General features: G+C 69.9%; 23 protein-coding genes and 1 riboswitch. Of the genes, 18 read left to right on the top strand and 5 right to left on the bottom strand.

Annotated features, from left to right (window positions below):
- Nucleotides 1–25 precede the first annotated feature (25 nt).
- Nucleotides 26–144, top strand: a riboswitch (TPP riboswitch).
- A gap of 87 nt (nucleotides 145–231) precedes the next feature.
- From thiC to ychF, 18 genes are all read left to right on the top strand, one after another.
- Nucleotides 232–2052, top strand: coding sequence for a phosphomethylpyrimidine synthase ThiC (thiC, locus tag BUB97_RS09330; protein ID WP_073133935.1), 1821 nt, complete (start codon nucleotides 232–234; stop codon nucleotides 2050–2052).
- 83 nt (nucleotides 2053–2135) lie between these two features.
- A complete protein-coding gene (locus BUB97_RS09325) occupies nucleotides 2136–3116 on the top strand; it encodes a Bug family tripartite tricarboxylate transporter substrate binding protein (RefSeq protein WP_073133933.1) in 981 nt (326 codons plus the stop codon).
- 193 nt (nucleotides 3117–3309) lie between these two features.
- A complete protein-coding gene (zapE, locus tag BUB97_RS09320) occupies nucleotides 3310–4500 on the top strand; it encodes a cell division protein ZapE (protein ID WP_073133931.1) in 1191 nt (396 codons plus the stop codon).
- Nucleotides 4501–4590: 90 nt separating this feature from the next.
- Nucleotides 4591–5190, top strand: a complete 600-nt coding sequence (locus tag BUB97_RS09315) for a hypothetical protein (protein WP_073133929.1) — start codon at nucleotides 4591–4593, stop codon at nucleotides 5188–5190.
- A 193-nt stretch (nucleotides 5191–5383) separates the two neighbouring features.
- Nucleotides 5384–5515, top strand: coding sequence for a hypothetical protein (locus tag BUB97_RS27225; RefSeq protein ID WP_277614026.1), 132 nt, complete (start codon nucleotides 5384–5386; stop codon nucleotides 5513–5515).
- 186 nt (nucleotides 5516–5701) lie between these two features.
- Nucleotides 5702–6655, top strand: a complete 954-nt coding sequence (gene mdh / locus BUB97_RS09310; protein ID WP_073133927.1) for a malate dehydrogenase — start codon at nucleotides 5702–5704, stop codon at nucleotides 6653–6655.
- Between the two features lie 54 nt (nucleotides 6656–6709).
- Entirely contained in the window at nucleotides 6710–7903 is a 1194-nt protein-coding gene (sucC, locus tag BUB97_RS09305) for an ADP-forming succinate--CoA ligase subunit beta (protein ID WP_073133925.1), read from the top strand.
- A gap of 2 nt (nucleotides 7904–7905) precedes the next feature.
- Entirely contained in the window at nucleotides 7906–8796 is an 891-nt protein-coding gene (sucD, locus tag BUB97_RS09300) for a succinate--CoA ligase subunit alpha (protein ID WP_073133923.1), read from the top strand.
- A 340-nt stretch (nucleotides 8797–9136) separates the two neighbouring features.
- Entirely contained in the window at nucleotides 9137–9700 is a 564-nt protein-coding gene (ahpC, locus tag BUB97_RS09295) for an alkyl hydroperoxide reductase subunit C (RefSeq protein WP_073133921.1), read from the top strand.
- Nucleotides 9701–9779: 79 nt separating this feature from the next.
- Entirely contained in the window at nucleotides 9780–11375 is a 1596-nt protein-coding gene (gene ahpF, locus BUB97_RS09290; RefSeq protein WP_073133919.1) for an alkyl hydroperoxide reductase subunit F, read from the top strand.
- 66 nt (nucleotides 11376–11441) lie between these two features.
- Entirely contained in the window at nucleotides 11442–12413 is a 972-nt protein-coding gene (locus tag BUB97_RS09285; protein WP_073133917.1) for a LysR substrate-binding domain-containing protein, read from the top strand.
- Nucleotides 12414–12635: 222 nt separating this feature from the next.
- A complete protein-coding gene (locus BUB97_RS09280) occupies nucleotides 12636–14117 on the top strand; it encodes a SulP family inorganic anion transporter (protein ID WP_073133915.1) in 1482 nt (493 codons plus the stop codon).
- A 127-nt stretch (nucleotides 14118–14244) separates the two neighbouring features.
- Complete coding sequence (locus BUB97_RS09275) at nucleotides 14245–15330, top strand: branched-chain amino acid aminotransferase (protein WP_073133913.1); 1086 nt, start codon at nucleotides 14245–14247, stop codon at nucleotides 15328–15330.
- 83 nt (nucleotides 15331–15413) lie between these two features.
- A complete protein-coding gene (locus BUB97_RS09270; protein WP_073133911.1) occupies nucleotides 15414–15953 on the top strand; it encodes a PRC-barrel domain-containing protein in 540 nt (179 codons plus the stop codon).
- 12 nt (nucleotides 15954–15965) lie between these two features.
- The gene (locus tag BUB97_RS09265; RefSeq protein ID WP_073133909.1) at nucleotides 15966–17147 is read left to right on the top strand and encodes an MFS transporter; all 1182 of its coding nucleotides are present in this window, start codon (nucleotides 15966–15968) and stop codon (nucleotides 17145–17147) included.
- A 505-nt stretch (nucleotides 17148–17652) separates the two neighbouring features.
- Nucleotides 17653–18309, top strand: coding sequence for a 50S ribosomal protein L25/general stress protein Ctc (locus tag BUB97_RS09260; RefSeq protein ID WP_073133907.1), 657 nt, complete (start codon nucleotides 17653–17655; stop codon nucleotides 18307–18309).
- A gap of 103 nt (nucleotides 18310–18412) precedes the next feature.
- Entirely contained in the window at nucleotides 18413–18985 is a 573-nt protein-coding gene (gene pth / locus BUB97_RS09255; RefSeq protein ID WP_073133905.1) for an aminoacyl-tRNA hydrolase, read from the top strand.
- Nucleotides 18986–19072: 87 nt separating this feature from the next.
- On the top strand, nucleotides 19073–20167 hold the full coding sequence (gene ychF, locus BUB97_RS09250) for a redox-regulated ATPase YchF (RefSeq protein ID WP_073133902.1): 1095 nt from the start codon (nucleotides 19073–19075) through the stop codon (nucleotides 20165–20167).
- Nucleotides 20168–20241: 74 nt separating this feature from the next.
- Here ychF and BUB97_RS09245 read toward each other — a convergent pair whose 3' ends face one another.
- From BUB97_RS09245 to BUB97_RS09225, 5 genes are all read right to left on the bottom strand, one after another.
- Nucleotides 20242–20424 (bottom strand): hypothetical protein, encoded by a 183-nt coding sequence (locus BUB97_RS09245; protein ID WP_073133900.1) that lies wholly within the window; start codon nucleotides 20422–20424, stop codon nucleotides 20242–20244.
- Between the two features lie 403 nt (nucleotides 20425–20827).
- Nucleotides 20828–21661: a serine O-acetyltransferase gene (gene cysE, locus BUB97_RS09240; RefSeq protein WP_245818254.1), complete on the bottom strand. Its 834-nt coding sequence runs from the start codon at nucleotides 21659–21661 to the stop codon at nucleotides 20828–20830.
- An 87-nt stretch (nucleotides 21662–21748) separates the two neighbouring features.
- A complete protein-coding gene (locus BUB97_RS09235) occupies nucleotides 21749–23182 on the bottom strand; it encodes an ATP-binding protein (RefSeq protein WP_086062048.1) in 1434 nt (477 codons plus the stop codon).
- 24 nt (nucleotides 23183–23206) lie between these two features.
- Nucleotides 23207–23902 (bottom strand): response regulator, encoded by a 696-nt coding sequence (locus BUB97_RS09230; protein ID WP_073133898.1) that lies wholly within the window; start codon nucleotides 23900–23902, stop codon nucleotides 23207–23209.
- On the bottom strand, nucleotides 23899–24540 hold the full coding sequence (locus BUB97_RS09225; protein ID WP_086062047.1) for a MarR family winged helix-turn-helix transcriptional regulator: 642 nt from the start codon (nucleotides 24538–24540) through the stop codon (nucleotides 23899–23901). Before BUB97_RS09225 ends, BUB97_RS09230 begins: the two co-directional genes overlap by 4 nt.
- Nucleotides 24541–24671: the final 131 nt, after the last annotated feature.

Raw genomic sequence — 24671 nt, 5'->3', positions numbered from 1 at the left:
TCCGCCGCCGCCGGGCCGAGGCTGGGCGCCTCACCCGGGGGGTCCCGTCAAGGGGCTGAGATACGGCTGGCCGAGAGGCAGCGCCGTGACCCGATGAACCTGATCCAGTTCATGCTGGCGTAGGGACGGTGCGGCTGCCTGAAGGAGATCCCTGCCGGGATTCCGTGCGGCAACCTTCCATCTTTGCAGTCCAGCGCTGGGTCCATCGCGAAGGCGAAGGAGCTCTGGCGCATGTCCATCGAAACCACCACGCGGCCCGGCGTGCCGCAGGTCACCACCGGGCCGCTGCCCGCCTCCACCAAGGTGTTCCGGCCGGGGGTGCTGCACCCGGATATCCGCGTGCCGATGCGCGAGATCGCGCTGCATCCCAGCGCGGGCGAGCCGCCTGTCACCGTCTATGATTCCTCTGGCCCCTACACCGACCCCACCGCCGAGATCGCTATCGAACGCGGCCTGCCGCGCCTGCGCCGCTCCTGGATCGAGGCGCGGGGCGATGTGGAGGAGGGCGAGGGGCGCGCGGTGAGGCCGGAGGATAACGGCTTCGTCTCCGGCAGCCATCTCACCCCGGCCTTCCCCGTGCAGCACCGGCCGCTGCGCGCGAAGGCCGGGCGCGCGGTGACGCAGCTCGCCTATGCCCGCGCGGGAATCGTCACGCCGGAGATGGAATACGTCGCGATCCGGGAGAACCTGGGACGTGCCGAAATCCGGGCGAAGCTGGAGCGGGACGGCGAGGATTTCGGCGCCGCCATCCCAGATTTCGTCACGCCGGAATTCGTGCGGGAGGAGGTGGCGCGCGGCCGCGCCATCATCCCCGCCAACATCAACCACCCCGAGCTGGAGCCGATGGCGATCGGCCGCAACTTCCTGGTGAAGATCAACGCCAACATCGGCAACTCCGCCGTCACATCCTCCATGGCGGAGGAGGTGGAGAAGATGGTCTGGGCGATCCGCTGGGGCGCGGACACGGTGATGGACCTCTCCACCGGCCGCAACATCCACAACATCCGCGATTGGATCATCCGCAACGCGCCCATCCCCATCGGCACCGTGCCGCTCTACCAGGCACTGGAGAAGGTGGGCGGCATCGCCGAGGACCTCAGCTGGGAGGTGTTCCGGGACACGCTGATCGAGCAGGCGGAGCAGGGGGTGGACTACTTCACCATCCATGCCGGCGTGCGCCTCGCCCATGTGCCACTGAGCGCGAGCCGCGTGACGGGCATCGTCTCCCGTGGCGGCTCCATCATGGCGAAGTGGTGCCTGCACCATCACCGCGAGAGCTTCCTCTACGAGCATTTCGAGGAGATCTGCGACATCCTCCGCGCCTATGACGTCTCCTTCTCCCTCGGCGACGGGCTGCGGCCCGGTTCCATCGCGGATGCCAACGACGCCGCGCAATTCGCGGAGCTGGAGACGCTGGGCGAGCTGACGAAGATTGCCTGGGCGAAGGACTGCCAGGTGATGATCGAGGGCCCGGGCCATGTGCCGATGCACAAGATCAAAGCCAATATGGACAAGCAGCTGGCGGTCTGTGGGGAGGCGCCCTTCTACACTCTCGGGCCGCTGACGACCGATATCGCGCCGGGCTACGACCACATCACCTCCGGCATCGGCGCCGCGATGATCGGATGGTTCGGAACGGCCATGCTCTGCTACGTCACACCGAAGGAGCATCTGGGCCTGCCCGACCGGAATGACGTGAAGACGGGCGTCATCACCTACAAGATCGCGGCCCATGCTGCCGACCTCGCCAAGGGGCACCCGGCCGCGCGCCTCCGCGACGACGCCCTGTCCCGCGCCCGCTTCGAGTTCCGCTGGGAGGATCAGTTCAACCTCTCTCTGGACCCAGACACGGCGCGCAGCTTCCATGACGAGACGCTGCCGAAGGAGGCGCACAAGACCGCGCATTTCTGCTCGATGTGCGGCCCGAAGTTCTGCTCGATGCGCATCTCCCACGACATCCGGGCCGAGGCTCAGAAGGAGGGCATGGAGGCCATGGCGCGGAAATTCCGCGAGGGCGGGCAGCTCTATGTTCCGCTGGAATGGGGCGATTAGCCCCGGCCGGCCTGGGCGCACTTGCCTTTCCCATGGTCTTCCACCCCATGCTGGCGGCCGAGGAACAGCCAGGAAGGACTCCCATGCTCCCGTCGCGCCGCTCTCTCCTGCTGGCCATCGCGGCGGCCGCGCCGGCCGCCCCGGCCCTTGGCCAGGTCCCGGCGGGGTGGCCCGATCGTCCGCTCCGCCTGGTTCTCCCCTACACGCCCGGCGGCGGCACGGATGCGGTGGCGCGCGCCCTGGGCGCCCGGCTGAATGCCGCGCTCGGCCAACCCGTGGTGGTGGAGAACCGCCCCGGCGCGGGCGGGAACCTGGCCACTGAGCTGGTGGCGGGCGCCCGGCCGGACGGCCTGACCCTGCTGATGGGCAACCAGGGCCCCATCACGGTGAACCCCACCCTGTTCGGCCGGAACCTGAAGGTGAACCCGCAGACCGCGCTGGACCCGGTGGCGATGGTGGCGGAAACCCCGCTGGTGCTCGTGGCCGGGCCGGGGACGCAGGCCGGCACCCTCGCCGCCCTGATCGAGGAGGCCCGGGCGAAGAAGGGGCAGATGACCTATGCCTCGCCCGGCAATGGCGCGGCGGGGCATCTGGCCATGGCGCTGCTGCTGCAGCAGGCCGGGTTGGAGGCGACGCATGTGCCCTTCCGCGGGGCGGCGCCGGGGCTGACCGATGTGGCGGCCGGGCACATTCCGATGATGATCAGCACGCTCCCCTCGGTGGCGGGGCTGGTCGCGGGCGGCGCGCTGCGTGCCCTGGCGGTGACCGGGGACCGGCGGGTCGCCTCCATGCCGGAGGTGCCGACGGTGGCCGAGACGCTGCCTGGCTACCGCGTGACGGCCTGGTACGGGATCCTTGTCCCGAATGGCACGCCGGAGCCGATCCGGGCACGGATGGAGGAGGCGATCCTCGGCAGCCTCGGGACGCCGGATCTGGTGGTGAGCCTGGAGCGGGAAGGGGCCGTGCCCTATCCGATGCCGGGGGAGGAGTTCCGCCGCTTCATCGCCGCGGAAAGCGCGCGCTGGGCACCGGTGATCCGGGCCGCTGGCATCACGGCGGACTGACGTCCAGGCCCCTGCGGGCCCGCTCGGAAGGGAGCGCTCCGGTCGTTACGTTTCAATTTTCCTTCAATGCTCTCAACCCCTTGGCGACCTTCACTGAAGCAGGGTCTTCAAGACATTTGTGCAACAGGGTGGTTGAGAAAACACGGTTCGCGAAGTTGCGAGCGGGCTGTGAACCGGGCTAGACCGGCGGCCGATGGACGGCACCACGCCCGCACCAGCCCTCGCCCCGGCCGTTTCGCCGGATGTGTCGCAGGGCCCGCTTCCTCTCTACCGCACGCGTGTGGCGGCGGGCGGATTGCGCGCGGACCCTGCCCAGGAGCGCGCGGCGGAGACGCTGCAGGACCTGTGGCGCCGCCTGCGCGGCTATGATCCGAAGCCCGAGCCCAATAAGGAGGAGCCGGGGCTTCTCGCCCGCTTCTTCCGCCGCAAGCCCGTGGACGAGCAGCCGGACGGCCCGCCGCTCGGCCTGTACCTCGTCGGCGAGGTGGGGCGGGGGAAGTCCATGCTCATGGACCTCTTCTTCGAGACGGCGGACGTACCGCGGAAGAAGCGCGAGCACTTCCACGCCTTCATGCAGAAGTGCCACCGGCGCATCCATGAGTATCGCCGCACCCATGGCGATGCGAGCGACCCGATCCCGCCGCTGGCGGACAGCATCGTGGCCGAGGCGGCGCTGCTCTGCTTCGACGAGTTCCAGGTGCATGACATCACCGATGCCATGATCCTCGGCCGCCTCTTCGAGGCCCTCTTCGCCCGCGGCGTGGTGGTGGTGGCCACCTCCAACACCGCGCCGGCCGACCTGTTCAAGGGCAAGCCGGGGCGCGACGCCTTCCTGCCCTTCATCGCCATGATCCAGAAGCGGTTGGAGGTGCTGCACCTCGAATCCCTTCAGGATTACCGGCGCGACCGGATTCGCGGCCTGCCGACATGGCACAGCCCGGTGAACGGCCGCGCCACCCGCGCGCTCGACGCGGCCTTTGTCGAGCTCTCGGGCGTCGCCCATGGCGCGCCCTGCTCGCTTTCGGTGCTCGGCCGCAAGGTCGAGGTGCCGCAGGCGCATCGTGGGGTGGCCCGCGCCGATTTCGAGGCGCTGTGCGGCGCCTTCCTCGGCGCGGCCGACTACCTCGCCATCGCCACCCATTTCCACACGCTCGTGCTGGACGGCGTGCCACGGTTGGGGCCGGAAAATTTCGACCGGGCCCGCCGCTTCGTGACGCTCATCGACACGCTCTATGAGCACCGTTGCAAGCTGGTCGCCTCGGCCGAGGCCGAGCCCGACCAGCTCTACGAGAAGGGGGAGGGGGCGGCGATATTCCAGCGCACCGCCTCCCGCCTCATGGAAATGCAGAGCCAGGACTACCTGGCCCTGCCGCATTTGACATGACGTAGCCCGGCACCGGATTGGCTTGGCGCTGGCCTGAGGGGGCAGGGCGCCAGGTGGGGATCCGGGGCTGGGTCTTGGGGGAGATTTGACATGCTGCGTTCCTTCGCCATCGCGGCCGCCGCGATCGTGGCGCTTGCCGCCGCCCACCCGGCCGATGCCGCCGGGGGGCGGCGCGCCGAGGCACGTTCCTCGGGCAAGGCCGCCCGCGTTGCCGCGCCCGCGCGCAGCAGCGCGCGCCCGGCGTTGACGGCCTCGCGCCGCCCTGTCGCCATCGCGCCGTCCAGCCGCTCCGCCCGCGTGGAGCGGGCCGGCCGCGCCACGGTCCGCACCGCCGCGCGCGGTTCGGCGCGCCAGGTGGTCGCCAGCCGCTCCGGCCGGCTGCAGGCCCGCGCCGGCGGTCGTCGCGACGCGGTGCGTGCCGCCGACCGCCGCCAGGCCGCCGCGCAGAGCGGGCGCCCGGGCCTGCGGATGGTGAGCCTGTTCTCCGCCCCGGCGGCGGCGGCTTCGCTGCCCGGGCGCGGCGGCAAGGCCGGGAAGCCGGCTCGGGCCCAGGGCCGCTCCGAGGGGCGGTCCGGCGTGTGGCATGCCGGCCTGCCCGCCGCCGATGGCGAGCAGATGGACTGCCCGTCCGGCACCATGGCCGTGCTCGCCCGCGGCCATTCCGACACCTTCCGCTGCATGCCGATGTGATGCTTCGGGCGGCCGGCGGGATCACCGCCCGGCCGCCCAGGCCTCTCCCGGCGGAGCGGCATTAACCTATGTTGTATCCCGCGAAGCACTTCGCGCGCGGGCCGGCGGGTGCGCTCTTTTTACCTTCCGGGGCTGATTGCGGCCCTTTTCTGGCCATGAAATTATGTTCGCACCAATTGAGGGAGCGAGCGGTATGGCCCAGGCGCCGGTAAGAACCACCGAGTCCATGATGGCGGAGCTGGTCCATCATGTGGCCGAGATGGTGAAGGCCCAGGCCGAGACGAACCGCCTCCTGCAGGAACTGCTGAAGGTTTCCGGCAAGTAGCCGTGGCGGGGCCGCCCGCGGGGGTGGGGCGGCCCTGTCCGCGAAGGAAGGAACGGGGTGCGCGGCACCCCCGCCTTGCCGGGGGCGCCAACCCCGGCTAATCCACGGCGCGTCCCTTCGCACTTGCCGCAAGCGGTAAGGCTGAACGATCGCCCAAGCTCTAGAGCCCTCTGGCAAGGACCCCCCATGGCCCGCAAGAAGATCGCCCTCATCGGCGCCGGCAATATCGGCGGCACGCTCGCCCACCTGATCGGCCTGAAGGAGCTCGGCGATGTCGTGCTCTTCGACGTGTTCGGGGGCGTTGCCGCCGGCAAGGCGCTGGACATCATGCAGTCCAGCCCCGTCGATGACTTTGATAGCCACATGACGGGTGGTTCCGACTACTCCGCCATCGCGGGCGCCGATGTCATCATCGTCACCGCCGGCTTCCCGCGCATGCCGGGCATGAGCCGCGACGACCTGCTGACGAAGAATGCCGGCGTGATGGGCCAGGTGGCCGAGGGCATCAAGCAGTACGCGCCCGACGCCTTCGTCATCTGCATCACCAACCCGCTCGACGTGATGGTGTGGGCCCTGCAGCAGAAGTCCGGCCTGCCGGCGCACAAGGTGGTCGGCATGGCCGGCGTGCTGGACAGCGCCCGCTTCCGCCTCTTCCTCGCGCAGGAGTTCAACGTCTCGGTCGAGGACGTGACGGCCTTCGTGCTGGGCGGCCATGGCGACACGATGGTGCCGCTGACGCGCTATTCCACCGTCGCCGGCATCCCGGTGCCGGACCTTATCAAGATGGGCTGGACGACGCAGGAGAAGATCGACGCGATCGTCAACCGTACCGCCAATGGCGGCGGCGAGATCGTGAAGCTGCTCGAGAAGGGCTCCGCCTTCTACGCCCCGGCCGCCTCCGCCATCGCGATGGCCGAGAGCTACCTGAAGGACAAGAAGCGCGTCCTGCCCTGCGCCGTGATGCTGAACGGCGAGTACGGGCTGCGCGACTTCTATGTCGGCGTGCCCGTGGTGATCGGCGCGGGCGGCGTGGAGCGCATCGTCGAGGTTGAGTTCACGGCCGAGGAGAAGGCCGCCTTCGACAAGTCCTGCGATGCGGTGAAGAAGCTCGTCGAGGACTTCAAGGCCCTCGGCGTCTGAGAAGCGGGCCGGGGGAAACCCCGGCCCTTTCCGAATCAGGAAAGCGGTGACCGCATGAACATCCACGAATATCAGGGCAAGGAGCTGCTGAAGCGCTACGGCGTTGCAGTGCTCGACGGCTACGTGGCGAAGACCCCCGAGGAAGCCGAGGCGGCGGCGAAGAAGCTGCCTGGGCCCGTGGTGGTGGTGAAGAGCCAGATCCATGCGGGCGGCCGCGGTGCCGGGCGCTTCAAGGACGACCCGAACGGCAAGGGCGGCGTGCGCGTCGTCAAGCCCGAGGCGGCCAAGGAAGCGGCGGCGGCCATGCTCGGCCACACGCTGGTGACCAAGCAGACCGGCCCCGAGGGCAAGGTCGTGAACCAGGTCTATGTGGAGGCCGGCTGCGACATCAAGCGCGAGCTGTACCTCTCCATCCTGCTCGACCGCGAGACGTCCCGCATCACCGTGATGGCCTCGACCGAGGGCGGCATGGAGATCGAGGAGGTGGCCGAGAACCACCCCGAGAAGATCCTCAAGGTCGCGATCGACCCGGCCTCCGGCCTCTATCCCTGGGCCGCGCGTAAGCTCGCCTTCGGGCTGGGCCTCGAGGGCAAGCAGGTCGGCACCTTCGTGAAGTTCGTGACCGCGATGTACGAGGCCTATACGGCGCTCGACATGGCGATCGTCGAGATCAACCCGCTGGTCGTGACCGGCGCGGGCGAGATCGTGGCGCTCGACGCCAAGGTCTCCTTCGACGACAACGCGCTCTTCCGCCACAAGGATCTCGAGGCGCTCCGTGACGACACGGAGATGGACCCGAAGGAGCTGGACGCGGTCAAGAACGACCTGAACTACGTCGCGCTGGACGGCGAGATCGGGTGCATGGTGAACGGCGCGGGCCTGGCGATGGCCACGATGGACATCATCAAGCTCTACGGCTCCTCGCCCGCGAACTTCCTCGATGTCGGCGGCACGGCGAATGCCGCGCGCGTGACCGAGGCGTTCCGGATCATCACCTCGGACAGCAACGTCAAGGCGATCCTCGTCAACATCTTCGGCGGCATCGCCAAGTGCGACATGATTGCCGAGGGCATCGTGGCGGCGAGCAAGAACCTCTCGCTTTCCGTGCCGCTGGTCGTCCGCCTCGAGGGCACCAACGTCGAGCTGGGCAAGAAGATCCTGGCCGAATCCGGCCTGGCGATCATCCCCGCCGACAACCTGGCCGACGCCGCGCAGAAGGTTGTCGCCGCCGTGAAGAAGGCTGCCTGATCATGGCCATTCTCGTCGACAAGCACACGAAGGTCATGACCCAGGGCTTCACTGGGTCGCAGGGCACCTTCCATGCCGAGCAGGGCATTGCCTACGGCACGAACTATGTGGGCGGCGTGACGCCGGGCAAGGGCGGCCAGACCCATATCGGCCTGCCGGTGTTCGACACCGTGGCGGATTGCGTGGAGAAGACCGGGGCCGACGCCTCCGTCATCTACGTGCCGCCGCCGTTTGCGGCCGACTCCATCCTGGAGGCGATCGCGGCCGAGGTGCCCCTCATCATCTGCATCACCGAGGGCATCCCGGTGCTGGACATGGTGAAGGTCAAGCGCGCTCTCTCCGGCAGCAAGTCCCGCCTGATCGGGCCGAACTGCCCGGGCGTGATCACGCCGGAAGCCTGCAAGATCGGCATCATGCCGGGCCATATCCACAAGCGTGGCTCGGTCGGCATCGTCTCCCGCTCGGGCACGCTGACCTATGAGGCGGTGGCGCAGACCACGGCGGCCGGCCTCGGCCAGTCCACCTGCGTCGGTATCGGCGGCGACCCGGTGAAGGGCACGGACTTCCAGGAAGTGCTGGAGATGTTCCTGGCTGACCCCGAGACGAAGCAGATCGTCATGATCGGCGAGATCGGCGGCCAGTCCGAGATCATCGCGGCCGAGTTCCTGGGCCGCGAGAACAAGCCCGGTTCCAAGACCTACAAGCCCGTCGTCGGCTTCATCGCCGGCGCGACCGCCCCTCCGGGCCGCCGCATGGGCCATGCCGGTGCCGTCATCTCCGGCGGCAAGGACACGGCCGAGGCGAAGATGGACGCCATGCGTTCGGCCGGCATCCATGTGGCAGACAGCCCGGCGGCGCTGGGCTCGACCATGGTGAAGGCCATCGCGGCCTGAACTGGGGCGGCATCACTGTCGAATCGGAAACGCCGCCAGGGGGGACCCTGGCGGCGTTTTTTTGTCTGGGGCCAGACCATCCAGGAGAAGAGGGCCCGGGAGAAGCCGGGCGGGGGAGGGCAGACGGGGGCGGCCCCACCCAGAGAAGGCCCGGTCCGGACGTATTTTCGGTTGCGCGGTCGGGGATTCTCACGGGCTGCGAGGCAGTTCGCCCGGCGGAATGATAGAGCAGGTCTATTGGGGCAGGAAAAGTTATCTATTTGGCTTATCTGCTGCGGTGCACTAACTTCCGGTCTCGCGAAGCCGCGTGGTCGCCGCGGCGCATGGCAAAGGAGCCCGCATGTCTCTCGTCAACACCAAGATCAAGCCGTTCAAGGCCCAGGCCTACAAGCAGGGCAAGTTCATCGAGGTGACGGAGAACGACGTTCTCGGCAGCTGGGCCGTGTTCTTCTTCTACCCGGCCGACTTCACCTTCGTCTGCCCGACCGAGCTGGGCGACGTGGCCGACCACTACGAGGAACTGCGCAAGATGGACGTGGAGGTCTACTCCGTCTCCACCGACACGCATTTCGTGCACAAGGCCTGGCACGACGCCTCCGAGACGATCGGCAAGATCCAGTACACGATGCTGGCCGACCCCACCCACGAGATCAGCACCAATTTCCAGGTGCTCCGTGAAGGCCAGGGCCTGGCCGACCGCGGCACCTTCATCGTGGACCCCGAGGGCGTGATCCAGGCCGTCGAGATCACCGCCGAGGGCATCGGCCGCAACGCCGAGGACCTGATCCGCAAGCTCCGCGCCGCCCAGTACGTCGCCGCCCATCCGGGCGAGGTCTGCCCGGCCAAGTGGCAGGAAGGCGAGGCCACCCTCGCCCCGTCGCTCGACCTCGTCGGCAAGATCTGAAGCCTCGAGCCGCCGCCTGCCCCTTCCGGGGCGGGCGGCACCCTCCTCCCCGTCCCTGTCGCCAAGCCGGAGATCGCTCGTGCTGGATGCTAACCTGAAGACTCAGCTCAAGGCCTATCTGGAGCGCGTGGTCCGTCCCATCCAGATCACGGCCTCCGTCAATGACAGCCCGAAGTCCAGGGAGATGCTGGCGCTGCTGCATGACGTGCAGTCCGTCTCCTCCAGGATCTCCGTCGTCGAGAATCGCGAGGACGGTGAGCGCGCTCCCTCCTTCGCGCTGACCAGCCCGGGCCATGACATCAGCCTGCGCTTCGCGGGCCTGCCCATGGGCCACGAGTTCACCTCGCTCGTTCTCGCGCTGCTGCAGGTGGGCGGGCATCCGCCGAAGCTGGAGCAGGCCGTGATCGACCAGATCAAGGATCTGGACGGCGAGTTCACCTTCGAGACCTATTTCTCCCAGTCCTGCCAGAACTGCCCCGAGGTGGTGCAGGCGCTGAACCTGATGGCCGTGCTGAACCCCGGCATCAAGCATGTCGCGATCGACGGCGCGGTGTTCCAGCAGGAGGTCGAGGCGCGGCAGGTGATGTCCGTGCCGACCATTTATCTGAATGGCGAGGTTTTCGGCCAGGGCCGCATGGGCGTCGAGGAGATTGTCGCCAAGCTCGACACCGGCGCCGCCGCGCGCGAGGCGAAGAAGCTCTCCGCCGAGGCGCCCTTCGACGTGCTGATCGTCGGCGGTGGCCCCGCCGGCGCGGCGGCCGCGGTCTATGCCGCGCGCAAGGGCATCCGCACCGGCGTCGCGGCCGAGCGCTTCGGCGGCCAGGTGCTCGACACCATGGGCATTGAGAACTTCATCTCCGTCCCGCACACCGAGGGGCCGAAGCTGGCCCAGGCGCTCGAGACGCATGTGCGCGAGAACGAGGTGAAGATCATGAACCTCCAGCGCGCCGAGGAGCTGAACCTCGACAAGGGCATGATCTCGGTCCGCATGGCGGGCGGCGCGACGCTGCATGCGAGGAGTGTCATCCTCTCCACCGGCGCGCGCTGGCGCTCCATGGGCGTGCCGGGGGAGGACATCTACAAGAACAAGGGCGTGGCCTATTGCCCGCATTGCGACGGCCCGCTCTTCAAGGGCAAGGACGTCGCGGTGATCGGCGGCGGCAATTCCGGCGTCGAGGCGGCGATCGACCTCGCCGGCATCGTGAAGCATGTCATGCTGATCGAGTTCGACACCAAGCTGCGGGCCGACGAGGTCCTGCAGCGCAAGCTGCGCAGCCTGCCGAACGTGAAGATCCTGGTCTCCGCCCGCACCACCGAGGTGAAGGGGGACGGCCAGAAGGTGACCGGCCTCTCCTATGAGGACCGCGTGACCGGCGAGCACCACACGATCAGGCTGGAGGGCATCTTCGTGCAGATCGGCCTGCTGCCGAACACGGAATGGCTGAAGGGCACGCTCGATCTCTCCCCGCGCGGCGAGATCATCGTGGACGCCCATGGCCAGACCTCGCTGCCCGGCGTCTTCGCCGCCGGCGACTGCACGACCACGCCCTACAAGCAGATCATCATCGCGGCGGGGGAGGGGGCGAAGGCCTCGCTCTCGGCCTTCGACTACCTCATCCGCAGCTCCGCCCCGGCGGCGGCCGAGGCGCCCGCCCTGGAAGCGAAGGCCGCCTGACCGCGCCCCTCGCCCCTGTCCCTGCCCCAGCCGGGCAGGGGCGGGGAAGCGCCGGACGGAGCGCGCATGAACCTTCGTGAACTGCAGTACCTTGTCGCCCTGGCGGAGCACCGGAACTTCCGGCGCGCCGCCGAGGCCTGCCTGGTCAGCCAGCCCACCCTCTCCACCCAGATCCGCAAGCTGGAGGAGGAGCTGGGCGTCACCCTGTTCGAGCGGACACCTCGCAGGGTGATGCCCACCCCGGCCGGGCAGGATGCCGTGGCCCGCGCGCGGCGGATTCTCACCGAGATGGACGGGATGCGCGAGGCCGCACGGCGCCTGTCCCGCCCGGAGGCGGGCACGGCGCGGCTCGGGGTCTTCCCCACGCTCGGCCCCTATCTCCTGCCGGAGGTGATGCCGCAGGTCCGCGCCCGCTTCCCGCAGTTGCAACTGCTGCTGACGGAGGAGAAGAGCGACCAGCTGCTGGAGCGGCTGCGCGAGGGGCGGCTGGATGCGGCCATCCTCGCCCTGCCGGTGCATGACCCGAACCTGCATGGCGAGCCCTTGTTCGAGGAGCCCTTCCTGCTGGCCGTGCCGAAGCATCACCCGCTGGCCTCGCGGGAAAGCCTGCGGCTGGAGGAGCTGTCGCGCCAGAACCTGATGCTGCTGGAGGACGGGCACTGCCTGCGGGACCAGGCGCTGGAGGTTTGCGGGCTGTCCGGCGCGCAGGAGCAGTCGGAGTTCCGCGCCACCAGCCTGGAGACGCTGCGGCAGATGGTGCTGGCCGGGCTGGGCGTGACGCTGATGCCGGCCCTCGCCGCGCGCGGCATGGCCCCGCATGCCGACAAGCTCCATCTGCTGCGCTTCGAGGACAGCCAGCCCAGCCGCCAGATCGGCCTGTTCTGGCGCAAGACCTCCGCCCTGGCCCCGCTGCTGCGGCAACTGGCCGAGCTGCTGCGCGCCGTGCCGCCGGAGCTTCTGGACCCGCGGAACGAGGGGCGCCCGGTCCCGTCGGAGGATCGCGGCCGTCTGGCGCCGGCGCCCGCGGCGGCCTCCTGATGGAGCCGGGGGTGGGTCCCGGTATTCCCATGTTGCGCCGCAGCAGCCGCTCTGCCAGTTTGGCCGGGTGAACCGGATCCTGATCGCGCTGCGCAACACGCGCCCCTGACACCATGCGGAACCCGGGCAGAACCTGCCCTGGGCCCGACCCGCCGCCGCCGATCCGTTCAATGCCCCGCGCGCCGACCTGCCTGCTGGTGGCCTGCTCTTCTGGAATTCCTCATGTCCGCTGCCCGACGCGCCCTCTCCGAGTGGTCGCCGAACATCACCCGTGACCTGCTGGCCGGCACCGTCGTCGCCCTGGCCCTGATCCCCGAGGCGATCGCCTTTTCCATCATCGCCGGAGTGGATCCGAAGGTCGGGCTCTATGCCTCCTTCTGCATCGCGGTGGTCACCGCCATCGCGGGCGGCCGCCCGGCGATGATCTCGGCCGCGACGGGCGCCATGGCGCTGGTGATGGTCGATCTCGTGCGCCAGCACGGGCTGGACCACCTGCTAGCCGCCACCCTGCTGACCGGCCTGCTGCAGATCGCGGCCGGGTATCTCCGGCTGGGCGACCTCATGCGCTTCGTCTCGGGCTCGGTCATCACCGGCTTCGTCAACGCGCTGGCCATTCTCATCTTCATGGCGCAGCTGCCGGAGTTCAACGGCGCGGGCCCGGTCTTCTACGCCATGGTCGCGGGCGGGCTCGCGGTCATCTACCTGCTGCCCCTCCTCACCAAGGCGATTCCCGCGCCGCTGGTCACCATCGTCCTCGGCACGGCCATCGCCGTGACGCTGGGCCTGGACCTGCGCTCGGTCGGCGACATGGGCGAGCTGCCGGCGGAGCTGCCCAGCTTCTTCCTGCCCAACGTGCCGCTGACCCTGGACACGCTCCTGATCATCCTGCCCTACAGCGCGACGCTGGCCATGGTCGGCCTGCTGGAATCGCTGATGACGGCCGCCATCGTTGACGAGATGACGGACACCGCCAGCGACAAGAACCGGGAATGCCGGGGCCAGGGCCTGGCCAATATCGTCGCCGGGCTGTTCGGCGGGATGGCGGGCTGCGCCATGATCGGCCAGTCCGTGATTAACGTGACCTCCGGCGGGCGCGGGCGGCTGTCTACCCTCTGGGCCGGGCTGTTCCTGCTCTTCCTCATCCTCGTGCTGAGCGACTGGGTGCGGCTGATCCCGATGGCGGCGCTGGTGGCCGTGATGATCTTCGTCTCGGTCAGCACCTTCCGCTGGGCCTCGCTGCGGGCGCTGGTGACCAACCCCCGCCAGTCCAGCTTCGTCATGCTGGCCACGGTCGCCGTGGTGGTGGCCACCCACAACCTGGCCCAGGGCGTGCTGGTGGGGGTGCTGCTGAGCGGGCTGTTCTTCGCCCATAAGGTGACGCGCGCCTTCGCCGTCTCCTCCGCGCTGGACGAGGCGGGGACCACCCGCACCTACCGGGTCACCGGCCAGATCTTCTTCGCCACGGCCAGCGCCTTCCACGACGCCTTCGACTTCCGCGAAGGGGTGGAGCGGGTGGTGATCGATCTGAGCGCCGCCCATTTCTGGGACATCACCGCCATCGGCGCGCTGGACCGGGTGGTGCTGAAGCTGCGGCACCAGGGCGTCGCGGTGGAGGTGGCGGGGCTGAACGCCGCTTCGGCCACCATGGTGGAGCGGCTGGGCACGCATCAGCGTGAGGGGGCGAGCCTGGCATCGGGGCATTGAGCGCACGGCCCATAGGTCAACAACCCTGACCGACGGACATGGGAGGAATGCGCCCCCGTGGTTTCCGCCGGCGTCTGCGTTGCGCTAGGATGACAGCCTAAGCAACAATATTGCGGACGTCGGCGCCATGAGCACGGAAATCAGCCTGACCCGGACCCACGCGCCCAAGGCGCGCCCCGACGATGCCTCCCTGTCCTTCGGGAAGGTCTTCACGGACCACATGTTCCTGATGGATTACGAGGAGGGGCGCGGCTGGCACGACCCGCGGGTGGTGCCCTACGGCTCCTTCACCATGGATCCGGCCACCTCCGTCCTGCATTACGGCCAGGCGGTGTTCGACGGGCTGAAGGCCTTCCGTGGCCCGGACGGCAAGATCCGCCTCTTCCGGGCGGAGCGCCATGCGCGGCGGCTCAACAAGTCCTGCGCCGCGCTCTGCATCCCCGAAATGGACGCGGACCTCGTCCGGCGCTCCTTCGAGGCGATCGTGGGCGTGGACCATGAATGGGTGCCCTCCGCCCCCGGCACCTCGCTCTATATCCGCCCGACCGTGATCGCGACCGAGGTGATGCTCGGCGTGCATCCGGCGCACCGCTACACCTATTTCGTCATCTGCTCGCCGGTCGGCTCCTACTACAAGGAAGGGGTGAAGCCGGTCCGCATCCTGGCGACGGACAAGTATGTGCGGGCGGTCGCCGGCGGGCTGGGCGAGGCCAAGACTGCCGCCAACTACGCCGCCTCCCTCGCCGCGCAGCGCGATGCCGAGCGCCAGGGCTACACCCAGGTGCTCTGGCTGGACGCGATCGAGCGCAAGGCGATCGACGAGGTCGGCACCATGAACATCATGATGCAGATCGGCGACGAGGTGATCACCCCGCCACTGGCCGGCACCATCCTGGACGGCGTGACCCGCAACTCCATCCTCCAGCTCCTGCGGGACTGGGGCGTGAAGGTCAGCGAGCGCCGGATCACGATCGACGAGGTGATGGAGGCCGGGCGCAACGGCACGCTGCGCGAGATGTGGGGCACCGGCACCGCCGCCGTCGTCTCCCCGGTGGGCGAACTGGGCTACAAGGGCGAGAAGATCGTCATCTCCAACGGCCAGACCGGTGCCCTCACCCAGAAGCTGTACGACGCGATCGTCGGCATCCAGTACGGCCGCACGAATGACGCGCATGGCTGGACGACCGAGGTGAAGGTCCCCGTCGAGGCCTGAAATCGGTCCCGTTCCCGTCCGTGCCCCCGCTGCGGGGCAAGGATGGCTTCGGCCGGGCGCGCGGATGCTCTAGGCTCGCGGCCATGCGCTGCCTTCCCCCCTGCCGCGCCCGGCACCTCACCTTCCGGCTGGCTCTGGCCATGTCGGGCCTCGCGGTGCCGGCCCTGGCCCAGGACACGCCTCCGCCCGCCGCCCAGCCCGCGGCCCGGAGCCCCGCCGCCCGGGAGGAACTGCCCCGCGAGGCCTCCCAGCGCGTCATCGGGCGCGAGGTGACCGGCCCCTCGGGCGACGTGGTCGGGCGCATCGTGAACGTGCTGCTGGACGATAATGGCCAGCCCCGTGCCGCCGTCCTCGACTATGGCGGCTTCCTCGGTGTCGGCCGGCGCCGCGTCGCGGTGGCCTGGCGCACGCTGCGCTTCTCGCCCGAGATCGTCCGCCTCGAACTCACCCGCGACCAGATGCGCGCCTTCCCCGACTACAAGGATGGCGAGCCGGTCGTCGTCGCGGCGCCCCCAGTGCCCGAGGCCGCCCCCGAGCCCGTACCGGCCGGGCCGGAGCCGGCGGCCCCGGGGACCCCGCAACCCCCCACGCCGCCCGGTGCCGACCCCGCGCGAAGCAACTAGGGGCGCCAGCGCATGGCGGGGCGCAGCGGGCGAGGGCTCGACTGGCTGAACTTCTTCATGTCCAACGTCCAGACGGGCTTTGGGCCGTTCATCGCCGTCTATCTCACGGCCCATGCCTGGACCGAGCTGGAGATCGGCCTCGCGCTGAGCGTCGGCGCCTTCGTCACCATGGCGATGCAGGTGCCGGCGGGGGCGATGGTGGATGCCACGCCCAACAAGCGCTTCGCCGCGGCGCTGGCGCTGCTGGCCATCGCCGCCTCCGCCCTGCTGCTGGCGCTGCTGCCCGAAACCCTGCCGGTGATGATCTCCGAGGTGCTGCATGGCGTCGCCTCCTGCATCCTCGGCCCCTCCATCGCCGCCATCAGCCTCGCGCTGGTGGGCCGGCAGGGGCTGGGGGAACGCCTCGGCCGGAATGCCCGTTACGCCGCGGTGGGCAGCGGCGTGGCGGCGGGGGTGCTGGGCGCGGCGGGCACCTGGCTTTCCGGCGCCTCGGTCTTCTGGCTGACCGCGGCCCTCTGCATCCCGAGCCTGATCGCCCTGGCGGCGATCCGCCCCGATGACCTGCACCCGCCCCGGCCGGAGGAGCGGGAAGGGGGAGCGCTGCGCGGGCTGGGCACGCTGCTCCGCAGCCGTGGCGTGCTCGTCTTCGCCCTGTGCTGCGGTCTTTTCACCCTGTCCAACGCGGCCATGTTGCCGCTGGCCGGCACGCAGGTGACGCGGCATGCGGGCGACGAGGCCAACCTCATCATCGCGGCCTGCATCATCGCGCCGCAGCTCATTATGGCCATGATCGCTCCCGGGATCGGGCGGCTCGCCCAGCGGCGCGGGCGGCGGCTGGCCCTGCTGATCGGCTTCGCGGCCCTGCCCGCGCGGGGCCTCCTGCTGATGCTGGTGGACAACCCGGCCTGGCTCATCCTCGTCCAGGCGCTGGATGGGATCAGCGCCGCCGGGCTCGGCGTCCTGCTGCCCCTGCTGGCGGCCGACCTCACGCGCGGCACCAACCGGTTCAACCTCTGCCTCGGCCTGTTCGGCCTCGCGGTGGGGATTGGCGGTACGCTCAGCACCACCCTGGCAGGGCTGGCCGCGGAATGGTTCGGGCCGGGCACCGCCTTCGCGATGCTGGCGGGGATCGGGCTGCTCTCGGTGGCCGTGGTGTGGCTTGCGATGCCGGAGACGCGGGAAGCCTCCGGGTGAGGTCCCCAGCCCCTATCGGCCTCGGGGTTCATGACCTCGTGCCGCTGGTGGCGTCCTGGGTTTGGGGCGTTCGAGGGAGGGCTCTGCCCTCGACCCGCCAAGGGCCTGAGGCCCTTGGAACCCCGTCTGACTGCCGTGGATACGATGATCGAAGGGGTCTCTGGTTGAGGGGTGCCCTTCCTGCGTTTGCAGTCGCCTGAGGTCGTGGACCTCAGGCGCACCGACAGCCGAGTGATTCCAAACCTGAAGAAAAAGAAGAAGGTGAGGGGGCCGGGAGAGGAAGAATCCTTCTCCCGCTCCCCGGGACAGACCGCCAGCCCAGAACAAGAGCGCGGCGGACAACTCGCCCAATGGGGCCGAGGATCGGGCGCCCGCCGGAAACCTTGCCCCCGCCGGCCGCCCCCGCTAAACCCCGCCCCACGCCGGCACCCCTGGAGGCCGGCGTGTTTTCGCGTGCCTGCATGGCGACGCGGAAGGAAACCCAATTCGCGAAGGAATGACGGCAATGGTCCAGACCATTCGGATCGAGGCCGCGGCGCGCGAGCGGGCCGGTAAGGGGGCGGCGCGCGCGACCCGGCGTGGGGGCATGGTCCCCGCAGTGATCTATGGGGCGAAGCAGGAGGCGACCCTTCTGTCTCTCGACCCGCGTGACGTGATGAAGGAGCTGCACAAGGGCGGTTGGCAGTCCCACCTGTATGAGGTGGCGGTGGCCGGTGCCGCGCCGGTGCGTTGCCTGATGCGCGACGTGCAGTTCCACCCCGTTTCCGACCAGCCCATCCATGTGGATTTCCAGCGCCTCGCCGCTGGCCAGCATATCCGCGTGAAGGTGCCGGTCGTGCTGCTCGGTGAAGAGGTTTCGCCCGGCATCAAGGCGGGTGGCGTCGCCAACCTGGTCCGCCGCGACCTCGAGGTGATGGCCGATCCGGACAACGTGCCGGAGCGCTTTGAGGTGGACGTGTCCGCCGCGGAGATCGGCGACACCTTCCGGTGGTCCAACGTCAAGGATCACCAGGGCGCTTCCGCGACCATCGCCCGCGACTTCGTCGTGCTGACGATCGCCCCGCCGGTCGTGGTGGTGGAAGAGGTCGTGGCGGCTCCGGCGGCTCCGGCCCCCGACGCCAAGGGCAAGGGCGGCAAGGGCGCGCCCGCGAAGAAGAAGTAAGGAGCGGCCGGGGGAGGGAACTCCCCTGGGCCCCCTCCTTTTTCTGTCAGTTTGGGGCGCGCACGCGGAAGCGGCGCGCCCCAACCTTTGATGGGGTCATGGGATGCTTCTGTGGGTGGGCCTGGGCAATCCGGGCGCGGAGCATGCGAAGCAGCGGCACAATATCGGCTTCATGGCCGTGGAGCGGATCGCCGCCCGGCACCGCTTCGGCCCCTGGCGCAGCCGCTTCAAGGGCGAGACCTCCGAAGGGCAGATCGCCGGGCAGCGGATCGTGCTGCTGAAGCCGCACACCTACATGAACGCCAGCGGCAACTCGGTTCAGCCCGCCGCCGCCTTCCACAAGATCCCGCTGGCCGACATCACGGCCTTCCATGACGAGCTGGACCTCGCGCCCGGCAAGGTGCGGGTGAAGAAGGGCGGGGGCGCGGCCGGGCATAACGGGCTGCGGGACATGCAGCGCGCCTTCGCGAGCCCCGACTTCTGGCGCGTCCGTCTCGGAATCGGCCATCCCGGGCACAAGGATCGGGTGCATGGCCATGTCCTCGGCAACTTCGCCAAGGTGGATGGGGAGTGGCTGGACCGGTTGCTGGATGCCGTGGCCGATGCCGCGCCGCTGCTGGCCGAGGGCAAGCCGGAAGAGTTCATGACGAAGGTCGCCCTGCTTACCCAGGGCTGACCCCGAACGCACCCCTAGCCTCCACCCGCCACCCCGGCGTAAGCCACCGCCAGATCCTCCCCGATAGCCAAGGAAAAGCAGGCCACCATGGGCTTCAACTGCGGAATCGTGGGCCTGCCCAATGTCGGCAAGTCCACCCTCTTCAACGCCCTCACCCAGACGGCCGCCGCCCAGGCCGCCAACTATCCCTTCTGCACGATCGAGCCGAATGTCGGCCGCGTGGCCGTGCCCGACCCGCGGCTGGATGAGCTGGCGCGCATCGGCAAGTCCATCAAGAAGGTGCCGACCTCCCTCGAATTCGTGGACATCGCCGGGCTGGTGCGCGGTGCGTCCCGTGGTGAAGGGCTGGGCAACCAGTTCCTCGCCAACATCCGCGAGGTGGACGCGATCGTCCACGTCCTCCGCTGCTTCGAGGATGGGGACATTACCCATGTCGAGGGCAGCGTGGATCCGGTGCGGGACGCGGAGACGGTCGAGACCGAGCTGATGCTCGCCGACCTCGACAGCCTCGAGAAGCGGCTGATCCCCGCCCAGAAGAAGGCGAAGAACGGCGACAAGGAGAGCGCGGCCTTCGTGGCGCTGGCCGAGCCGATCGTCGCCGCGCTGGCCGATGGCAAGCCCGCCCGCACCGCCGTGCCCAAGGGCGAGGAGGCTGCGGCCGCCCGGCTGCAGCTGATGACGACGAAGCCCGTCCTCTATGTCTGCAACGTGGAGGAAGGCTCGGCCGCCACCGGCAACGCCCATTCCGCGCGGGTGGAGGAGATGGCCCGCGCCCAGGGCGCGAAGGCCGTCATCGTCTCCGCCGCCATCGAGGCCGAGATCAGCCAGATGCCGGATGCGGACCGGGCGGAGTTCCTGGATAGCCTCGGGCTGAAGGATAGCGGCCTCGATCGCATCATCCGCGCCGGCTACGAGCTGCTCGGCCTCATCACCTATTTCACGGTGGGGCCGAAGGAATCGCGCGCCTGGACCATCAACCGCGGAACCAAGGCCCCGCAGGCCGCTGCGGTCATCCACAACGACTTCGAGCGCGGCTTCATCGCCTGCGAGACCATCGCCTTCGACGACTTCGTGGCGCTGGGCGGCGAGCAGGGCGCCAAGGAGGCCGGGAAGATGCGGGTGGAGGGCAAGGAGTATGTCGTCAAGGACGGCGACGTCCTGCTCTTCCGCTTCAACGTGTGAGACCCTGACATGGCAAGGGCCCGGCGGTTCCCCGCCGGGCCCTTCGCCGTTCTGCCCCCCTGAAGAATGGAGGCTTAGCGCGTGACCGCCGGGCGGCGGTGGCGCGTGACGCGGCGATGCGTGGCCGGGCGGCGGCGCGCGGCCACCTCGGTCACGGAGGTCGTCGCCTCGCGGGCGGACTCGACCGTGGCCGTCATGGCACCCGGGGTGACCGCATGGCTCGCGCCGCCGAGGCTGGCGAAAGCAGCAACAAACAAAGCACCGATGATCCAACGCATTGTGGCCTCACATTCCCGTGTGACGTGAGGATCATGGCAGGGGTTCCGCCAGCCGGCATGTGAATTCGTATCCATGTGGAAACGAGATGAACCGGGTGTAATGCCGAGGGCTCCGCCCTCGACCCGCCAAGGGCCTGAGGCCCTTGGAACCCCGTCTGACTGCCGTGGATACGATGATCGAAGGGGTCTCTGGTTTGCAGGGTGCATATCCTGCCCTTGCAGTCGCCTGAGGTCGTGGACCTCAGGCGCACCGTCCGCCGAGTGATTCCAAACCTCTAAAAGAAGATGATGGTGAGGGGTCCGGGGAGAGGAAGAATTCCTTCTTCCTCTCCCCGGGACAGACCGACCTAACCAGAGCAAGAACCCGGAAAAGCCCCGGGCCTCAGGCCGTCCCTGGCGGCAGACTCTGGTCCATGGCGAGGGCCGGCACGGCGTCCCGGCACCAGCCCACCACGCGGGCGGGCACGCCGGCGACGGTGGCACAGGGCGGCACGTCGGCCAGCACCACGCTGCCCGCGCCCACCTTGGCCCCGCGCCCGATTTCGATGTTGCCCAGCACCTTGGCGCCGGCCGAGAGGAGCACGCCGTCCCGCACCTTCGGGTGCCGGTCGCCCCGCTGTTTGCCGGTGCCGCCCAGCGTCACCTCCTGCAGGATCGAGACGTCGTTCCCGATCACCGCCGTCTCGCCCACCACCACGCCGGTCGCGTGGTCGATGAACACCCCGCGCCCGACGGGCACGGCGGGGTGGATGTCCACGCCGAAGACGAGGGAGCAGCGGCTCTGGAGATAAAGGGCCAGGTCGAAGCGGCCTTCCCGCCACAGCCCATGCGCGACCCGGTGCCAGGAGAGGGCATGGAAGCCCTTGTAGTGCAGGAAGGGCGTGAGCCAGCCCCGGGCTGCCGGGTCTCGCCGACGATTGGCGGCGAGGTCGGCGGCGGCGAGGCCGATCAGCGCCTGCCCGGCCGCCCGCACCAGGTCCTCCAGCCGCTCCGCCGGCATCAGCGCCTCGGACAGCTTGCGGGCGAGCAGCGCGGCAAGGGCCGGGGCGAGCGATTCGTGGCGCAGCACGGCGAGTTCGAGCAGCCCGCGCAGGACGGGTTCGGAATGGGCGGCGGCGACGGCCTCGTCACGCAGGGCGGCCCAGAGCTCCTCGGCCCCGGGCTCGGGACCGAAGCCGGATTCCGCGGAGCCCGCCTCCATGTCGAAACCGTCCATCGTTCCGCTCCCTCGAGGTCCGGAATCCATAGGGCAGCGCGCGCTGCCTGTAACCGCCCGGTTTCGCGGGGCGGCCCCCCGCGTCGCTCACATCGGGAGGCGGATGGTCGCCCGCAAGCCGCCCATCGGGCTCTCCCCTAGCGCGATCTCCCCGCCATGGGCCCGGGCGATGTCGCGGGCAATGGCGAGGCCGAGCCCGGTGCCGCCGGAGGAGAAGCTGGCGAAGGGCTTGAAGGCCCCCTCGCGCGCCGCGGCCGGAATGCCGGGGCCATCGTCGTCCACCGCCAGCTCCGCCCAGCCCGGGGTGGCCCGGACGGTGATGGTCACCCGCGCGGCGTGGCGCCGGGCGTTGTCCAGCAGGTTGCCGAGGCAGCGGCGCAGGGCATCCGCCCGCAGCGGCAGGGTGAGGGAGGGCGGGGCCTCCACCTCCACCGCCGGCCCGTCGCTCGCGCCGCGGCTCGCCATGTCCCGTGCCAGGGCCACGAGGTCGGTGGGTTCGGCGGCCTCCAGCACCTCGCCTCGCGCGAAGGCGAGGTAGGAGGCGACCATGCGCTCCATCTCCTCCACGTCCTGGGTCATGGCCACGGCATCCTCCTGCGCGTCGGAGGGCAGCATGGCGAGGCCGAGGCGCAGGCGGGTGAGGGGAGTGCGGAGGTCGTGGCTGATGCCGGCCAGCATCTCGGTCCGCTGGGTGACGAAGCGGCGGATATTGGCCCGCATGCCGTTGAAGGCGGCGGCGGCCTGCCGCACCTCGCTGGCGCCCTCGGGCTTGATCGGCCCGGTTTCCCGCCCCTTGCCGAAGGCCTCGGCGGCGGCGGCCAGGCGCCGCAGGGCGCGCACCTGGTTCTTCATGAACAGGGCCGCGACGACGAAGAGCAGCAGCGAGGCGCCGACGAGCCAGATGACGAAGAGATAGAGCGTGCCGGAGAAGAGCCGCTTCCGGGGCGCCTCCACATGCAGCACGCCGTCCGGCAGGCCCACGCGGATGATCACGCTGCGCGGGTCGCTCTGCCAGTCCGTGTCGAAGTTCAGGCGCAGGCGTTCGCGCAGGGCGTTGTCCAGGTCCTCCTCCAGCGGCAGCAGCGGCAGGCTCGCCGAGCGGGCGGGGGTCCGGCCCAGCGTCGCCCCCGGTTCGAAGGCGAGGGAGAGGTCCAGCCGCCAGGCGGCCTCGCGGAAGATCCAGCCCCGCTCCTCCTGCACGGGGTAGCGGGAGAGCAGCTCCACCACCATCCCGACATCCCCGGCCACGCCCCCGGCCAGGCGGCGCGAGATCACGTCGAGATGCGTGCCGTAGAAGATCTGCAGCGCGATGCCCTGGGTGACCACCAGGGGGATGAGGATGATGAGCAGCGCGCGCGCCAGCAGGCCGCGCGGCACGAAGGGGCGCAGGGCGGCGCTGATGGTGCCGCGCAGCCGGCGCCGGCGGGTCCAGGCCGGCGGGCAGGCCCGGGCCTCGGGCGGCGGCGCGTCGGCCCATCCCGGGTCGGGATGGATGCCCTTCGGTCCGATATCGGGCGCCATGGCGGAACCTCCCGGCTGGGGCATTCAGGCCCCCGGCCGCAGCACATAGCCCTTGTGGCGGACCGTGTGCAGGAAACGCGGCTCGCGCGGGTCGGGCTCGATCTTGCGGCGCAGCCGGGTGACGGTCACGTCCACCGCGCGCTCCCCGGCCTCGGGCGTGCCCATGGCGGCCGCGATCTCCTCGCGCGAGAGCACCTCGCCGCCGCGGCGGGCCAGGGCGACCAGCAGGGCGGCCTCTCCGCCCGTCAGCCGGGTCACGCCCTCCGGCCCGCGCAGCTCGCCGCGCTCGGCATCGAACCAGCGGAGCCCGAGCTGCACCGGGGGCAGCGGGGCGGAGGCGGGCGGCGCGGCGCGCTTGAGGATGGTGCGGATGCGCAGCGCCAGCTCGCGCGGGTCGAAGGGCTTGGCCAGGTAGTCGTCCGCCCCGTGCTCGAACCCCGCGATCCGGTCATCCGGCGCGCCGGCGGCGGTGAGCATGAGGATGGGCACGTCCTGCCCGGTGCGGCGCAGGCTTTCGGTCAGCTCCAGCCCGGTTTCGCCCGGCATCATCACGTCGAGCACCATCAGGTCGTATTCCATCGCGCCCAGCGCCTGCCGGGCCGCGGCGGCATCGCCGGCGACGGTGACGCGGAAGCCCTGCTCCGCGAGGAAGCGCTGGAGCAGGGCTCGCAGGCGCGAATCGTCGTCCACCACGAGGAGATGGGCGGCGCTGTCCGTCATGGGGCCTTCCCCGGCATGGGCTTGGGCGCGGGCGGGCGCGGCCCGGCATGGGGCGCCCCTGGCGATGCTCCCTGGGCCGGCACGGCGCGGGCGGAGGGGCGGTCCGTCCCGCCCAGCCGCTCCAGCGCCTTGCGGGCCTCGGGCCCCATCAGCCCCCGCATGACATGGCGGAAGCCCTCCACCGCCACCGGCCCGGCTTCGCGATAGGCGCGGGTGACGGTTTCGCGCTGGCGCTCGAAGAGGCGGCGCTCCAGCGCCTCTCCCTCGGGCGTGAGGGCGAGCAGGCGCTGGCGGCGGTCGGCGCGGCCGGGACTCTGGGCGACATAGCCCTGCTGCATCAGGGGCGTGAGCACCCGCGAGAGGGACTGCTTGGTGATGGCGAGGATGGATAGCAGCTCACCCACGGTGAGGCCGGGGCGGCGCCCGAGGAAGTGCAGCACGCGGTGATGGGCGCGGCCCATCCCCATCTCGGCCAGGATGGCGTCCGGCCCGGCGGTGAAGTCCCGGTAGCCGAAGAAGAGGAGGTCCTGCGCGAGGCGCAGCTCCTCCTCCCGCAGGAAGAGCAGGTTGCGGCCGGCGGCGCCTGCTCCGCCTGACGCGCCGGGCTGCCCTCCCGCCCCGCCGGTGCGTGTGTCCATCCCTTCAGGCATGGCTGCCCTGCTCCTTGATTGGGTCAGCATCGTTGACTCAAACATGCCGACCATTTTAGCGTGAATGCACTTAGAGAAATAAAATTACGCTTCAAGCGTGTTCCGCATTGCAGCAGAGG

This window comes from Muricoccus roseus, assembly GCF_900141905.1.
GTDB lineage: Bacteria > Pseudomonadota > Alphaproteobacteria > Acetobacterales > Acetobacteraceae > Roseomonas > Roseomonas rosea.
Note: the sequence above shows the minus strand (reverse complement) of the source record. Positions and strands in the feature narration are given on the sequence as shown.

What these genes read in the sequence shown, in the direction of transcription:
- thiC (WP_073133935.1), top strand. Translation starts at nt 232, where the DNA reads ATGTCCATCGAAACCACCACGCGGCCCGGCGTGCCGCAGGTCACCACC.
- BUB97_RS09325 (WP_073133933.1), top strand. Translation starts at nt 2,136, where the DNA reads ATGCTCCCGTCGCGCCGCTCTCTCCTGCTGGCCATCGCGGCGGCCGCG.
- zapE (WP_073133931.1), top strand. Translation starts at nt 3,310, where the DNA reads ATGGACGGCACCACGCCCGCACCAGCCCTCGCCCCGGCCGTTTCGCCG.
- BUB97_RS09315 (WP_073133929.1), top strand. Translation starts at nt 4,591, where the DNA reads ATGCTGCGTTCCTTCGCCATCGCGGCCGCCGCGATCGTGGCGCTTGCC.
- BUB97_RS27225 (WP_277614026.1), top strand. Translation starts at nt 5,384, where the DNA reads ATGGCCCAGGCGCCGGTAAGAACCACCGAGTCCATGATGGCGGAGCTG.
- mdh (WP_073133927.1), top strand. Translation starts at nt 5,702, where the DNA reads ATGGCCCGCAAGAAGATCGCCCTCATCGGCGCCGGCAATATCGGCGGC.
- sucC (WP_073133925.1), top strand. Translation starts at nt 6,710, where the DNA reads ATGAACATCCACGAATATCAGGGCAAGGAGCTGCTGAAGCGCTACGGC.
- sucD (WP_073133923.1), top strand. Translation starts at nt 7,906, where the DNA reads ATGGCCATTCTCGTCGACAAGCACACGAAGGTCATGACCCAGGGCTTC.
- ahpC (WP_073133921.1), top strand. Translation starts at nt 9,137, where the DNA reads ATGTCTCTCGTCAACACCAAGATCAAGCCGTTCAAGGCCCAGGCCTAC.
- BUB97_RS09285 (WP_073133917.1), top strand. Translation starts at nt 11,442, where the DNA reads ATGAACCTTCGTGAACTGCAGTACCTTGTCGCCCTGGCGGAGCACCGG.
- BUB97_RS09280 (WP_073133915.1), top strand. Translation starts at nt 12,636, where the DNA reads ATGTCCGCTGCCCGACGCGCCCTCTCCGAGTGGTCGCCGAACATCACC.
- BUB97_RS09275 (WP_073133913.1), top strand. Translation starts at nt 14,245, where the DNA reads ATGAGCACGGAAATCAGCCTGACCCGGACCCACGCGCCCAAGGCGCGC.
- BUB97_RS09270 (WP_073133911.1), top strand. Translation starts at nt 15,414, where the DNA reads ATGCGCTGCCTTCCCCCCTGCCGCGCCCGGCACCTCACCTTCCGGCTG.
- BUB97_RS09265 (WP_073133909.1), top strand. Translation starts at nt 15,966, where the DNA reads ATGGCGGGGCGCAGCGGGCGAGGGCTCGACTGGCTGAACTTCTTCATG.
- BUB97_RS09260 (WP_073133907.1), top strand. Translation starts at nt 17,653, where the DNA reads ATGGTCCAGACCATTCGGATCGAGGCCGCGGCGCGCGAGCGGGCCGGT.
- pth (WP_073133905.1), top strand. Translation starts at nt 18,413, where the DNA reads ATGCTTCTGTGGGTGGGCCTGGGCAATCCGGGCGCGGAGCATGCGAAG.
- ychF (WP_073133902.1), top strand. Translation starts at nt 19,073, where the DNA reads ATGGGCTTCAACTGCGGAATCGTGGGCCTGCCCAATGTCGGCAAGTCC.
- cysE (WP_245818254.1), bottom strand. Translation starts at nt 21,661, where the DNA reads ATGGACGGTTTCGACATGGAGGCGGGCTCCGCGGAATCCGGCTTCGGT.
- BUB97_RS09235 (WP_086062048.1), bottom strand. Translation starts at nt 23,182, where the DNA reads ATGGCGCCCGATATCGGACCGAAGGGCATCCATCCCGACCCGGGATGG.
- BUB97_RS09230 (WP_073133898.1), bottom strand. Translation starts at nt 23,902, where the DNA reads ATGACGGACAGCGCCGCCCATCTCCTCGTGGTGGACGACGATTCGCGC.
- BUB97_RS09225 (WP_086062047.1), bottom strand. Translation starts at nt 24,540, where the DNA reads ATGGACACACGCACCGGCGGGGCGGGAGGGCAGCCCGGCGCGTCAGGC.